Consider the following 12,469-nt stretch of genomic DNA (forward strand, 5'->3'; position numbering starts at 1 on the left):
CTTGCCTCGTCGGTGAGAGCGGTCAGACTCGTGTGGCGTCAGCGTTCGACGATACCGGTTCGGCCTGCTGAGCCTCACCGGCCGAACCGGATCCGGTGGTCGAACCGGTCGACGCGGCTGCGGTCGTCGCCGGTGCGGACCGGTCGGCCGCCTCGGCGAGGCCTGCCGCTCCGCCCTTGCGGACGAGGATCTTGAGCGCGAGCACCAGCACGGCGCTGATGATCGTGCCGACGACGACGGAGAGCAGGAACAGCAGGAACGAGTCGATGGCGAAGAAGACGAACACGCCGCCGTGCGGGGCCTGGCTGGTGACGGAGAAGGCCATCGTCATGCCGCCCGTGACGCCGGCACCGACGACCGAGGCAGGGATCACGCGCAGCGGATCGGAGGCGGCGAAGGGAATCGCGCCTTCGGAGATGAACGCGGCGCCGAGCAGCCAGGCGGCCTTTCCATTTTCCTTCTCCGCCTGGGAGAAGATGCGTGGGCGGACGGCGGTGGCCAGCGCCATGGCCAGGGGCGGAACCATTCCGGCGGCCATCACCGTGGCCATGATCTCCCACGGCACGGGGTTGTCGACGGAGCCTGCGGCGAGGCCGGCGACGGCGAACGAGTAGGCAACCTTGTTGACGGGGCCGCCCAGATCGACGGCCATCATCGCGCCGAGGATGAGCCCGAGGACGACGGCGGCGGTTCCGGTCATGGAGCTCAGCCAGCTGTCGAGGCCCTTGGTCAGGGCGCTGATCGGTCCGCCGAGGACCATGAACATCAGGCCCGAGGAGACGAGGGAGGCCACCAGCGGGATGATCACGACGGGCATGAGTCCACGCAGCCACCTCGGTGCGGCGAAGGAGCCGATCCAGTGGGCGATATAGCCGGCGAGGAGTCCGCCGATGATGCCGCCGATGAAACCGGCGCCCATGAGCACGGCGACGGCGCCGACGGTGAAGCCGGGAGCGATTCCGGGGCGGTCGGCGATGCCGTAGGCGATGTATCCGGCCAGGGCGGCGACGAGGAAGCTCATCGACAGGTTGCCGATCTGGAAGGCCACGGCGCCCAGGTAGGCGCCGACGGGTCCGAGTGCCAGGTCACCGTATTCGGTGGGCAGGTTCCACAGGGAGTTGCCCAGAACGATGTCCTCGGCGTAGTCGGGGATGTCGAATCCGCCGAGGAGAAACCCCAGTGCCATGAGCAGTCCGCCGGCGGCGACGAAGGGGATCATGTAGCTGACACCGGTCAGCAGTACGCGCTTGAGGTGGGCGCCGATGCTTTCGCGAGAGTTTCCTGCCGTGGACGATTCGTCGTCGGCGGCGGCGTGAGCGGCGGCCAGCCTGCGGCCGTTGGGAGCGTCCGCCTCGGCGAGGGCCTTCGCGATGAGGCCCTGCGGATCATCGATTCCGGCCTTGACCGGCACCTGCACATAGGGTTTGCCGGCGAACCGCGCCTTGTCGCGGACGTCGACGTCGACGGCGAAGACGACGGCATCGGCGGCATCGATGACGGACTGGTCGAGCGGAGTCGTGCCGCTCGATCCCTGGGTCTCGGTGACAACGTCGATGCCCATGTCGGACCCGGCCTGGGCGAGGGCGTCGGCAGCCATATAGGTGTGGGCGATTCCCGTCGGGCAGGCTGTGACGGCGACGACGCGGCGGGGGTGGTCGGTCGAGGATGAGGCGGATTCGGTGGGGGTCGACTCGGTGCTGGTCGACTCTTCGGGCGTCTCGCGTAGGCCGAGGGCGGTTTCGACGAGGTCGACGACTTCCTGCTCGGTCGTCGCCGCGCGCAGGGAGGCGACGAAGTCCTTCTTCACCAGTGAACGCGCGAGTTTCGACAGGAGCTTGAGGTGGTCCTTCCCGGCGCCCTCGGGGGCGGCGATCATGAACACGAGGTCGGCGGGGCCGTCCTTGGCACCGAAGTCGACTGGCGGGTTCAGTCGCGCCATTGCGAGGCTGGGTTCGGTGACCGCCTCGGTGCGGGCGTGCGGGATGGCGATGCCGCCGGGAACGCCGGTCGGGGTCTTCTCTTCGCGGGCGATCGCCGCGTCCGCCAATCCGTCTGCGGAGTTCGCGCGGCCCTGTTCGGCGATCGTGGCGGCCAGAGCGCGGATGACAGCGGACGACTCCGTCCCCTGATCCGCGTCGAGGACCACCAGGTCTGTTGTGATGAGCGATGTCATCGTGCCTCCTCGGCTTCGGGGGCTGTGCCCTCATGTCGGTGGGAAGTGTCGTCGGCATGCGTGTCTGTATGTGCTGTGGGACTACCTGTCAGCGGTGCTGCGGATGTCTCCAGTGACGTCACAGTCACCACGTCGGTCCGAGCGTCCGCCGGGCTCGGCACTCCGGTGCCGCGCAGACGGGCGGCTGCAGCTCCGTAGGCGACGGCTCGCGCCAGAGCCGCATCGGGTTCACGGCCGTCGGTCAGACCCAGCAGGTACCCGGCGAGGGTGGAGTCGCCCGCGCCCACGGTGCTCACGACGTCCGTAGGCGGATGCTGGGCATGCCAGGCAGCGTCCGGCTGGGCGAGCACTGCGCCGCCGGCGCCCAAGGTCGCAAGGATCGACCGCGGGCGGGGGCCGCGCGCGTTGAGCAGGGTCGATGTGGCGCGAGCCGTGAGCTGCGGTGAGGACTCGAGGCGGTCGGCGATCGTGTGCAGTTCGGCGGTGCCGAGGGATTCGACGGAGCCGCGGCCACTGTGCGCTCGGGGGTCATTGCGGAGACCGGAGGCGTGCAGGAGGCCGGCAGCGTTGAGGAGCTCGGCAAGTTCTTCGGCGTTGGGTTTGATGAGATCTGGTGAGGCCATCAGGGCCGCAGCCAGAGGAGCACCGGAGGTGTCGACGGCGACCAGCGGCGGACGAACAAGCTGGCGGATACGTTTGATCGCGCGGGCGTAGAAGTCATCGTCGACTCCTGGAGGCAGCGAACCGGCCAGGACGACCCAGCTCGCACCGACTGCCTGCTCGGCCACGAGATCGAGCAGTTCGTCCTGAGCCTGCGGGCTCAGAGGCGAGCCTGGTTCGTTGATCTTCGTCGTCGTGCCGTCGGGTTCGGTGACGGTGATATTGGACCGCAGCGGCGTGCCGGTAGGAACGGAGCGATGAGCCAGTCCGATCGCGTCGAGTCCGGTGAGCACCGGGTCGTCGATGTCTCCGGGCAGGACCGCCAGGGTGTCACGGTCGGCGGCCGCCACGGCACGGGAGACATTGACTCCCTTGCCGCCGGGCTGCTGTCCGGCCCAGACGGCGCGCTGCACCTGGCCGCGGAGAACGGGGCCGGGCACTTCGATGGTCCGGTCGAGGCTGGGGTTGGCGGTGAGGGTGAGGATCATGGAGTGACGACCTCGACTTCCGCAGTCTCCAGATCGGCCGACAACGACTCTTCCGGCGCGTCATCGGTGATGAGTATGTCGATCTGGTCGAGTTCGGCGAATCGCACCAGAGAGATGGCATCGAACTTCGCTGAGTCGGCGAGCACGGCGACCCTGCGTCCGGAGTGCACGAACGCTGACTTCGTCGCCGCCTCGTCATGGTCGGGCGTGGAAACGCCGTCGCCGGTGAGTCCATTGGTGCCGAGCACCGCGAGATCGACCCGGTGGCCCTCGATGGCCGTGATCGTCTGCGGTCCGACCACGGCCCGGGTGACCGGGCGGAATCGGCCCGGAAGGACGAAGATGTCGACGCCGGGCGCTCCGGCCAGGCTGTCGATGGCGGACAGGGAGTTCGTGATGACTCGCAGCTGTCGCGGTGCCTGTCCGGCGACGAGGCGGCCATGGGCTTCGTCGGCGATCGCGCGGGCGAAGGCCGCACAGGTCGTGCCGCCGTCCACGGAGATGCTCATCGTCTCCTCCAGCAGGCTCAGCGCGGACCGGGCGATCGCGGTCTTCTCATCGAGGTTGTGGATCTCGCGGTCGTCGAAGGCCGGCTCTTCGAGGCTGTGGGGACGGCAAGGCACCGCTCCCCCGTGGACGCGCTGGAGGGCTCCGGCCTTTTCGAGGGCGGCGAGGTCGCGTCGAACGGTTTCCGTCGTGATGTCGAAATCGGCGGCCAGATCGGTGACATTGACCCGGCCCGCTTCGCTGACGAGCTCAGCGATGCGTCGTTGCCGTTCTTCAGCGAACACGTCCGGCCTTTCCCTTCGCGCGGCTCATCGTCATACGGACGAATAACCACGTGGTTATCTGTTGGTTTGAACGATCTTAGGACTCTATTCACGCACCGTCAATCACATTCCAACATCTTTCCAATTATTCCCACATCACCTAGTGGTCGACCCGGCAAGGCGGCTCGGCCGAGGCGGCGAGATCGATGAATGACGAGTGCCCCGGAACTCAGCGTTCCGGGGCACTCGTCATTCACGGTCGGGGTGGGCCACCTCGGCGATGGGATCAGCGGACCGGGTAAGCCGCCTCGGTGATGGGATCAGCCGTCGGTCGTTCAGCTGCCGATGCGTTTGTACGCCGAGGAATCGGCGTTGTCGATCGTCGAGTGTTTGCGGTTGTCGTGCATGAAGGCCACGGCGACGAAGCCGACGATTGCGATGACGACGACGTAGACGGCGAACCAGGTGCCGATTCCGGCGTTGCGGAACCACAGCGCGACGTATTCGGCGGAGCCGCCGAACAGCGAGTTGCCGACCGCATAGGTGAAGCCGACGCCGATTCCGCGGATGTGGGCCGGGAACATCTCGGCCTTCACGATTCCGGAGATCGAGGTGTACATGCTGATGAACGCCATGGCGATGACGATGAGGATGCCTGCAGTGAGGACGGAATCGGCCTTGCCGATCATGCCGAGCAGCGGGATGGGCAGCGCGATCATGCCGATGACGAAGATGAGCATGTTGTTTTTGCGGCCGATCTTGTCCGAGATCTTGCCGGCGATGGGCTGCATGACGACGAAGATGAGCAGGCAGATGGTCATGAGGTCGGCGATGGAGCCTTTGTTGAACACGGCTTCGCCCGGGGTGCCTTCGTTCTGCAGCAGCAGGAACTTCTGCATGTAGGTGGTGAAGACATAGAAGACGAGCGATCCGACGCTGGTGATGCCGAGGACGACGAAGAAGGCGCGGGGGTGGCGCAGCACTTCGCGGAAGCTGCCGGAGTTCTCGTCCTTGCGGGTGTCCGCCGAGGTCGTCTCCTCGAGTCCGCGGCGCAGCCACAGGGAGACGATCGCGGCGGCAGCGCCGATGGCGAAGGGCAGTCGCCACCAGCCGGCTTCGATCTGGTCGGTGCCCAGAGTGTGGGTCATGATGACGGCCAGCAGGCTGGCCAGCAGCTGGCCGCCGATGAGAGTGACGTACTGGAAGGAGGAGTAGAAGCCGCGTTTGCCTTCGGTGGCGACCTCGGACATGTAGGTGGCGGTGGCGCCGTACTCGCCGCCGACGGCCAGCCCCTGGATCATGCGCACGATGAGCAGCAGGATCGCGGCCCAGGAGCCGACGACCGCACTCGTGGGCAGCAGAGCCATCATCAGCGAACCGGCGCACATAAGCAGAATGGAGATGAGCATCGAGTTCTTGCGCCCGAGGCGGTCGGCGGCGCGACCGAAGATGTAGCCGCCGATGGGACGCATGAGGAAACCGACGAAGAAGACGCCGGCAGCCTGCATCAGTGACAGTGCTTGGTTGTCAGCGACGAAGAACTGGTCGGCGAAGTAGACGCTGAAGAAGGCGTAGATGTAGAAGTCGAACCATTCGACGAGGTTGCCCGAAGAGGCAGCCATGATGGCTTTGACCGTCTTCCATTCCGACTTCTTCTGCGCTGGGGTCTCACCGGCTTCTGCCTGGTCGAGATGCGTATTCTGATCTGTCAATGCTTCTTCTTTCTCACTCGTACGCGGCGCACGCAGCGCCCAGGTCACCTTACTGCCGAGTCAATCGAACTGACGATTCAGTCAGTAATTGAGATTTGGGGTCGGAGGCCCGATTCCGCGGGGTTTTCGCACGGTTTTCGCGCGGTTACAGAGCAGAAGTCGCTCGATGCTGACGATCCCGTACCTGGTGAGGTGAGGAAGATCTCAGTCGAAGCTCCCCGTTTCCCTCGTCGCAGAGTGAGCTGCCGCCCGTCCGAACAGCACGGATATGCTACTAATTGAGAGAGCTTCGTCCAATGTCGCACCAGGAGAGATCATGACAATCCTCGTCGGTTATTCCCCCTCGCCCGAAGGCAAGGCCGCTGTCGAATTCGGCATCGAGCAGGCCCGCGCATTCGACGATGTCCTCGTCGTGCTCAATGCCGGAATCGGTGAGACTCCCGACGAGCGCGGCGTCGCCACCAGCAAAGACATCGAGGAACTCAAGGAGACACTGAAGTCTTCCGAGGTCTCCCACGAGATCCTTCAGTTCCTCCGCGGCAATGACCCCGTCGAAGAGCTTCTGGCGCTGGCCGAGGCGACCGCCGACACCCGCATGATCGTCATCGGATCACGCCGCCGCTCCCCCGTGGGTAAGCTCATCATGGGCTCGACGGCCCAGCGCATCATCCTCGACTCCGACGTCCCCGTCGTCTCCGTCAAGGTCGATCGCCGGAAGAAGAAGTAGCCTGCGGCGAAGGACTCCCAGCGCCGCGCCTGAGGTCTTTCAGTCCCCTGCGATGGCGGCGACGAGGGCGTCGACGTCTTCGGCCGTCGTGTCGAAGGCGCACATGAGGCGGACGATGTCCTTCTCCAAGGGCCAGTCCGCGAAGGCGAATTTCTGCCGGGCGCGAGCGGCCACCTCGGCGGGCATGCGGACGAACACGACGTTCGACTCGACCTTCTGCACGATCTCCAGTCCGGGGACACGGCCGCTGCCGGCCACCTCGGCGAGTCTCTCATTGAGATACTGAGCCATCTCGTTCGACCGGGTGGCGGAGGTTCGCCACAGGTCCCCTTCGTACAGGGCGTTCAGCTGGGCGGAGAGGTAGCGCATCTTCGAGGCCAGCTGCAGGTTCATCTTGCGCAGGAACCGCAGTCCCTGGCCGATCTCCGGGTTGAGGACGACGACCGCCTCGGCGCCGAGCAAGCCATTCTTCGTTCCGCCGAGGCTGACGATGTCGACTCCGGCCGCGGTCGTGATGTCGCCGAGGCCGACGCCGAGGTGGGCGGCCGCGTTGCCGAGTCGGGATCCGTCGATGTGGAGGATCATGTCGTTCTCGTGCGCGGTGGACGCGATCGCCGCGATCTCGTCCGGGGTGTAGGTCGTGCCCCATTCGGTCGATTGGGAGATCGACACGGCCAACGACTGCGCATTGTGTTCGCTGCCGCGGCCGATGATCGCACCCTTGACCGTCTCGGGGGTGAGTTTGCCGTTCTCGGTGGCAGCACCGATGATCTTGAGCCCGCCGACCTTCTCCGGGGCGCCGGTCTCGTCGTAGTTGATATGCGCCGAGGCGGCCGTGATCACCGCCGCCCACCGCGGCAGCGCCGACTGCAGGGCGAGCACGTTCGCGCCGGTGCCGTTGAAGACAGGAAACGCCTGAGCCTCGGGCCCGAAGTGGTGGGCCATAATGTCGTGGAAGCGCTGTGTCCACGGATCTCCGCCGTAGCCGGGCGTATGGCCGACGTTGGCCTCGGCAATGGCCGTGATGACCTCGGGGTGGACCCCGGCCCAGTTATCGGACCCGAAGTTGCGCGGGTGCGCCTCGGGGCTGGGGTCGACAGGTGGGGCTGCGGTGCCGGTGTCGGGGAGAAGGTCCGCGGGGTTCGTCGACTGCGCTGTCTGATCAGATGTCTGAGAGTTCACGATCCCAGCCTAGACCCTCCGCGGGGCCCTGACACGACGGTCCGCGCGATGTCAACGGAGCTTCAGACGCCCCTCCTGCGGGCAATAACGGCTTCAAAATGCATACGCAGATCATTCGTGCGCGGCAATCACACTTTGAACCAGTTGCAGGGTTCTGCGCCGCCCCAACCGACCGAGACGCACTGCGGCCCGCCTCCGTTTGTGGAGGCGGGCCGCAGTGTGGTTCGGATCAGTGCCGGTCAGGCGCTCACCCGATGCGGGAGTGCTCGACTCAGCCGAGGAGTCCGCGCATGAGCTCGGCGGTCTCGGTCGGGGTCTTGCCGACCTTGACGCCTGCAGCTTCGAGGGCTTCCTTCTTGGCCTGAGCGGTTCCCGAGGAGCCGGAGACGATGGCGCCTGCGTGGCCCATGGTCTTGCCCTCGGGAGCGGTGAAGCCTGCGACGTAGCCGACGACCGGCTTCGTCACGTTCTCCTTGATGAAGGCTGCTGCGCGCTCTTCGGCGTCTCCGCCGATCTCGCCGATCATGACGATGGCTTCGGTCTCCGGGTCGGCCTCGAATGCTTCGAGCGCATCGATGTGCGTGGTGCCGATGACCGGGTCTCCGCCGATGCCGATGGCGGTCGAGAAGCCGAGGTCACGCAGTTCGTACATCATCTGGTAGGTCAGGGTGCCGGACTTCGAGACGAGGCCCAGCTTGCCCTTCTTCGTGATGTTGGCCGGGATGATGCCGGCCAGCGACTCACCGGGGGTGATGATGCCCGGGCAGTTGGGTCCGATGATGCGGGTGGCGTTTCCGGCCGCCTGCGCGCGGGCCCAGACCTCTGCCGAGTCCTGCACCGGGATGCCCTCGGTGATGATGACGAGCAGACCGATCTTGGCGTCGATGGCCTCGATCGCGGCGTCCTTGGAGAACGCCGGCGGCACGAAGGCCACGGACACGTCGGCACCGGTGGCTTCCATCGCCTCGGCGACGGACCCGAAGACGGGGAGTTCGACCTCGTTGCCGGCCTGGTCGTTGTGCTTCACAGTGGTGCCGGCCTTGCGGGCGTTGACACCGCCGACGACGTTCGATCCGGCTGCGAGCATGCGGGCGGTGTGCTTCGAGCCCTCTCCGCCAGTGATGCCCTGGACGATGATCTTCGAATCGGAATTCAGGAAGATAGACATTGTTGTAAAGACCTTTCCTTACTTGGCAGCAGCCAGTTCGGCGGCCTTGTCGGCTCCACCGTCCATCGTGTCAGTGAGCGTGACGAGCGGGTGCGCGGCCTTCTGGAGGATGGCGCGTCCCTCTTCCACGTTGTTGCCGTCGAGGCGGACGACGAGCGGCTTGGTGGCCTGGTCGCCGAGGATCTCGAGGGCCTTGACGATGCCGTCGGCCACGGCGTCACAGGCGGTGATTCCGCCGAAGACGTTGACGAAGACGGACTTCACCTGATCATCGCCGAGGATGACGTCGAGTCCGTTGGCCATGACCTCAGCCGAGGCGCCGCCTCCGATGTCGAGGAAGTTCGCGGGCTTGACGCCGTTGTGGTTCTCACCTGCGTAGGCGACGACGTCGAGGGTCGACATGACCAGTCCTGCGCCGTTGCCGATGATTCCGACCTCACCGTCGAGCTTGACGTAGTTGAGGTCGAGCTTCTTGGCCTTGAGCTCCAGCGGGTTCTCTGCGCTGATGTCGCGCAGCTCCTCGTGCTCCTTCTGGCGGAAGTCGGCGTTGTCGTCGAGCGAGACCTTGCCGTCGAGGGCGATGATGTCACCGGCACCGGTCTTGACCAGCGGGTTGACCTCGACCAGGGTGGCGTCTTCCTTCTCGAAGACGGTCCACAGGCTGGTCAGAACGGGGGCGACCTTAGCGGCGGTGTCGGCATCGAAGCCGGCCGCCTCGGCGATCTCTGCTGCCTTGGCATCGTTGATGCCGTCGATGGCGGAGACGGGGATCTTGGCGAGCGCTTCCGGACGTTCCACGGCCAGCTGCTCGATCTCCATGCCGCCTTCCTTCGAGCACATGGCCAGATAGGTGCGGTTGGACCGATCGAGGAGGACGGAGAAGTAGTACTCCTCAGCAATGTCGGCACCCTCGGCGATCATCACCTTTTCGGTGATGTGGCCTTTGATGTCGAGTCCCAGGATGTCCTTGGCGCGCGCCTCGGCTTCATCGGGGTTCTTGGCGACCTTGACGCCGCCGGCCTTTCCACGGCCGCCGATCTTGACCTGCGACTTGACGACGACGACACCGCCGCCAAGATCTTCGGCTGCCTTCTTCGCTGCTTCTGGCGTCGTCGCGACCTGGGCCTTGAGCACGGGCACTCCGTGCTTCTCGAACAGGTCACGTGCTTGATACTCGAAAAGATCCACGTGTTTTCCTTCGTTTCTGCTGCCGGGTGGTTGGCCCCTGCAGGTTCGTTGACGGATGCAACAACCAAGGACAACCATATTCCCAAACGCACCCGTCCATCCAAACCTGCAGGTTAAACGGACCCTGAGAGTAAGGAATCTCTCGTCAAAAAGTATCTTTGCGCTCAAGATTCTTGATATGGACGTAAAATCGATTCATGGACGAAGTGGATCGAATAGTCGCAGCCTGGCGACGTGAGCGTCCGGATCTCGACGTCTCCCCGATGGAGATCCTCTCCCGAGTCTCGCGGCTGGCCAGGCAGTTGGACCTGGCACGGAAGGCGAGCTTCTCCGATTACGGAATCGAGGGATGGGCCTTCGACGTGCTCTCCGCCCTCCGCCGGGCCGGTGAGCCCTATCAGCTCTCCCCCTCGACCCTGTTGCAGGAGACGCTTGTCACGAGCGGCACCATGACCAATCGCATCGACCGCCTCGTGGCCCGCGGATGGGTCGAGCGTCGCCCCGATCCGGGTGATCGCCGCGGAGTGCTCGTCCACCTCACCGACAGCGGCCGCGCCACCGTCGACTCCGCCCTGGCGGACCTGCTCGTGAAGGAGCGCGAGATCCTCAGCGGCCTCACCTCCGCCGGCAGCCGCAAGCTCGCCGGACTTCTGCGCGAGCTGTCCACCGGCTTCGACGGCAGCGAAGACTGAACCCACTCCGAGCACAGTCACACCTGCCCAACCACAGACACGGACACACGAAACCCACCCGAACCCCGATGACGAGGACCCAGCCATGAACGACGACCTCACGAATTTCACAGGTGCACAGCCGCCTCGGCGAGAGCCCATCCACGGTCATTACGTCGATCTCGAACCCCTGGATCCTGCCGTCCACGACGATGATCTGTTCGCTGCGGTCTCAGTTGCCGACGGGATCGAGGAGCGGTTCCGCTACCTGCCGCAGTCTCCGCAGACCGAACGCAGCGACTTCGATACCTGGATCGCCGAGGCGGCCACGTCGTCCGATCCCCTCTTCTTCGCCGTCGTGGACCGATCCACCGGTCGAGCCGAGGGGCGGCAGGCACTGATGCGCATCGACACCGCCAACGGAGTCATGGAGATCGGGCACATCCTCTGGGGTCCGGCGCTGCGGCGGACGCGAGCAGCCACCGAGGCGCTCTTCCTCTGCGCCGATCTCGCCTTCGCCTCCGGTTTCCGACGCTTCGAGTGGAAGTGCGATGACGCGAACGCCCCGTCGAAAGCGGCCGCCGAACGCTTCGGGTTCACCTTCGAAGGAGTGTTCCGACAGCACCTCGTGTACAAGGACCGCAACCGCGACACCGCGTGGTTCTCGATCATCGACAGCGAATGGCCGGCGCTGCGATCGGCGTATGAGCAGTGGCTCGACGAAGCGAACTTCGATGCCGCGGGCGGCCAGCGGCAGAGCCTGCGCGAACTCATCGCCGCAGCGCGCCGCGGCTGAGGCAGCAGGGTCGGGCGCCGCGGTTGGGCGGCCGGCCTGTGACGTCAGGGTCAGTGCGTCGCACCCCGGCGCAGAAGTCTCGCACCCGCGCTGCTTTCACCGCCTCGCCGCGCGTCCACCCGGGCTCGGACCGTCCCGCGCATTACGCTGGAAGCGACACCACTTGGACGCTGAAGATACCTCGAGGAACCATGCGACTTCGCCCCCTTGCCCTGCTGTCCGCCGCAGCACTGCTGGCCACGACAACGGCCTGCGTGTCGACTCCCGATGAGACCCGACCCCAGCCGCGCCCTTCGGTGAGCAAGGAGGAGGTCACCCCGATCGAGACGCCAGACGATGCACCGAAGGTGTCCATCGTCGATTCCTCGCCAGGTGGGGCGAAGGACACCGACCCGCTGTGGCAGGGCCTCGCCGAGGCGGCCGAGAAGAAGACCGAGGCCTACCTCAAGGTCTACGTGCACACCGGCAACCCGGAAGTCCCCGACTCCGGCGAGACGACCGTGACCGCCGACAGCCCCGACAGCGTCAGCGTCACCGTCGACTCGAAGAACGTCGACGACGGTGCCTCCCCGTTCCTGCTCATCCACGGCACCTTCGAGGTCGAAGAGATCGGCAACTCGGCTTACACCCTCAAGACCGTCGATGACGAAGACATCCCCGAGCTCGACCCGAAGGGCCCGGATGACGAGAAGCGCTGCACCGCCGATGATGCCCAGGACCGCATCGGCCTGGCCGCCGACGACCTCGCCGAAGATCCCGGTCGTCGCGAGGAGTTCCGCCAACAGTGGGGCGGTTCGCCGCGCGTGTGGTGGGGCATCCAGATGACCGCTATCAGCCTCGGCGAAGAGGGCGGAGTCGCCGGCGACTACCTCACTGAAGCCTGCGGAGAGTTCCTCCAGTAATCTCTGGGCACTCCTCGCCTTGCCTCGGTGCG

The 12,469-nt window shown here is 65.7% G+C and carries 11 protein-coding genes; 4 read left to right on the forward strand and 7 right to left on the reverse strand.

Features of this window, described 5'->3' with window-relative positions; genetic code table 11:
- Window positions 1-22: 22 nt before the first annotated feature.
- The 4 genes from ACOZ9V_RS13180 to ACOZ9V_RS13195 all read right to left on the reverse strand — a co-directional run bounded on the left by ACOZ9V_RS13180 (window position 23) and on the right by ACOZ9V_RS13195 (window position 5,803).
- Window positions 23-2,173, reverse strand: a complete 2,151-nt coding sequence (locus tag ACOZ9V_RS13180; RefSeq protein WP_434590665.1) for a PTS fructose transporter subunit IIABC — start codon at window positions 2,171-2,173, stop codon at window positions 23-25.
- Window positions 2,170-3,321, reverse strand: a complete 1,152-nt coding sequence (locus ACOZ9V_RS13185; RefSeq protein WP_434590668.1) for a 1-phosphofructokinase family hexose kinase — start codon at window positions 3,319-3,321, stop codon at window positions 2,170-2,172. The genes ACOZ9V_RS13180 and ACOZ9V_RS13185 overlap by 4 nt, the downstream gene beginning before the upstream one ends.
- Window positions 3,318-4,112, reverse strand: a complete 795-nt coding sequence (locus tag ACOZ9V_RS13190; protein WP_434590671.1) for a DeoR/GlpR family DNA-binding transcription regulator — start codon at window positions 4,110-4,112, stop codon at window positions 3,318-3,320. The genes ACOZ9V_RS13185 and ACOZ9V_RS13190 overlap by 4 nt, the downstream gene beginning before the upstream one ends.
- Before the next feature lie 314 nt (window positions 4,113-4,426).
- A complete protein-coding gene (locus tag ACOZ9V_RS13195; RefSeq protein WP_229664088.1) occupies window positions 4,427-5,803 on the reverse strand; it encodes an MFS transporter in 1,377 nt (458 codons plus the stop codon).
- Window positions 5,804-6,119: 316 nt separating this feature from the next.
- On the opposite strand from ACOZ9V_RS13195, the gene ACOZ9V_RS13200 reads away from it, so the two are divergent.
- Window positions 6,120-6,530, forward strand: coding sequence for a universal stress protein (locus ACOZ9V_RS13200; protein ID WP_139468937.1), 411 nt, complete (start codon window positions 6,120-6,122; stop codon window positions 6,528-6,530).
- Window positions 6,531-6,569: 39 nt separating this feature from the next.
- On the opposite strand, the gene ACOZ9V_RS13205 is transcribed toward ACOZ9V_RS13200, so the two are convergent.
- The 3 genes from ACOZ9V_RS13205 to sucC all read right to left on the reverse strand — a co-directional run bounded on the left by ACOZ9V_RS13205 (window position 6,570) and on the right by sucC (window position 10,068).
- Window positions 6,570-7,712 (reverse strand): threonine aldolase family protein, encoded by a 1,143-nt coding sequence (locus ACOZ9V_RS13205; protein WP_181271604.1) that lies wholly within the window; start codon window positions 7,710-7,712, stop codon window positions 6,570-6,572.
- A gap of 271 nt (window positions 7,713-7,983) precedes the next feature.
- Complete coding sequence (gene sucD / locus ACOZ9V_RS13210; RefSeq protein ID WP_139468939.1) at window positions 7,984-8,880, reverse strand: succinate--CoA ligase subunit alpha; 897 nt, start codon at window positions 8,878-8,880, stop codon at window positions 7,984-7,986.
- 18 nt (window positions 8,881-8,898) lie between these two features.
- Window positions 8,899-10,068: an ADP-forming succinate--CoA ligase subunit beta gene (gene sucC / locus ACOZ9V_RS13215; RefSeq protein WP_139908545.1), complete on the reverse strand. Its 1,170-nt coding sequence runs from the start codon at window positions 10,066-10,068 to the stop codon at window positions 8,899-8,901.
- Window positions 10,069-10,265: 197 nt separating this feature from the next.
- On the opposite strand from sucC, the gene ACOZ9V_RS13220 reads away from it, so the two are divergent.
- From ACOZ9V_RS13220 to ACOZ9V_RS13230, 3 genes are all read left to right on the forward strand, one after another.
- On the forward strand, window positions 10,266-10,760 hold the full coding sequence (locus tag ACOZ9V_RS13220) for a MarR family winged helix-turn-helix transcriptional regulator (protein WP_181271603.1): 495 nt from the start codon (window positions 10,266-10,268) through the stop codon (window positions 10,758-10,760).
- Between the two features lie 85 nt (window positions 10,761-10,845).
- A complete protein-coding gene (locus ACOZ9V_RS13225; protein WP_181271602.1) occupies window positions 10,846-11,535 on the forward strand; it encodes a GNAT family N-acetyltransferase in 690 nt (229 codons plus the stop codon).
- Window positions 11,536-11,726: 191 nt separating this feature from the next.
- Window positions 11,727-12,437 (forward strand): hypothetical protein, encoded by a 711-nt coding sequence (locus tag ACOZ9V_RS13230; RefSeq protein WP_172171087.1) that lies wholly within the window; start codon window positions 11,727-11,729, stop codon window positions 12,435-12,437.
- Window positions 12,438-12,469: the final 32 nt, after the last annotated feature.

The organism is Brevibacterium sp. 1718 (genome assembly GCF_051131255.1).
Lineage (GTDB): Bacteria > Actinomycetota > Actinomycetes > Actinomycetales > Brevibacteriaceae > Brevibacterium > Brevibacterium sediminis.

What these genes read in the sequence shown, in the direction of transcription:
- ACOZ9V_RS13180 (WP_434590665.1), bottom strand. Translation starts at nt 2,173, where the DNA reads ATGACATCGCTCATCACAACAGACCTGGTGGTCCTCGACGCGGATCAG.
- ACOZ9V_RS13230 (WP_172171087.1), top strand. Translation starts at nt 11,727, where the DNA reads ATGCGACTTCGCCCCCTTGCCCTGCTGTCCGCCGCAGCACTGCTGGCC.
- ACOZ9V_RS13220 (WP_181271603.1), top strand. Translation starts at nt 10,266, where the DNA reads ATGGACGAAGTGGATCGAATAGTCGCAGCCTGGCGACGTGAGCGTCCG.
- sucD (WP_139468939.1), bottom strand. Translation starts at nt 8,880, where the DNA reads ATGTCTATCTTCCTGAATTCCGATTCGAAGATCATCGTCCAGGGCATC.
- ACOZ9V_RS13225 (WP_181271602.1), top strand. Translation starts at nt 10,846, where the DNA reads ATGAACGACGACCTCACGAATTTCACAGGTGCACAGCCGCCTCGGCGA.
- ACOZ9V_RS13185 (WP_434590668.1), bottom strand. Translation starts at nt 3,321, where the DNA reads ATGATCCTCACCCTCACCGCCAACCCCAGCCTCGACCGGACCATCGAA.
- ACOZ9V_RS13200 (WP_139468937.1), top strand. Translation starts at nt 6,120, where the DNA reads ATGACAATCCTCGTCGGTTATTCCCCCTCGCCCGAAGGCAAGGCCGCT.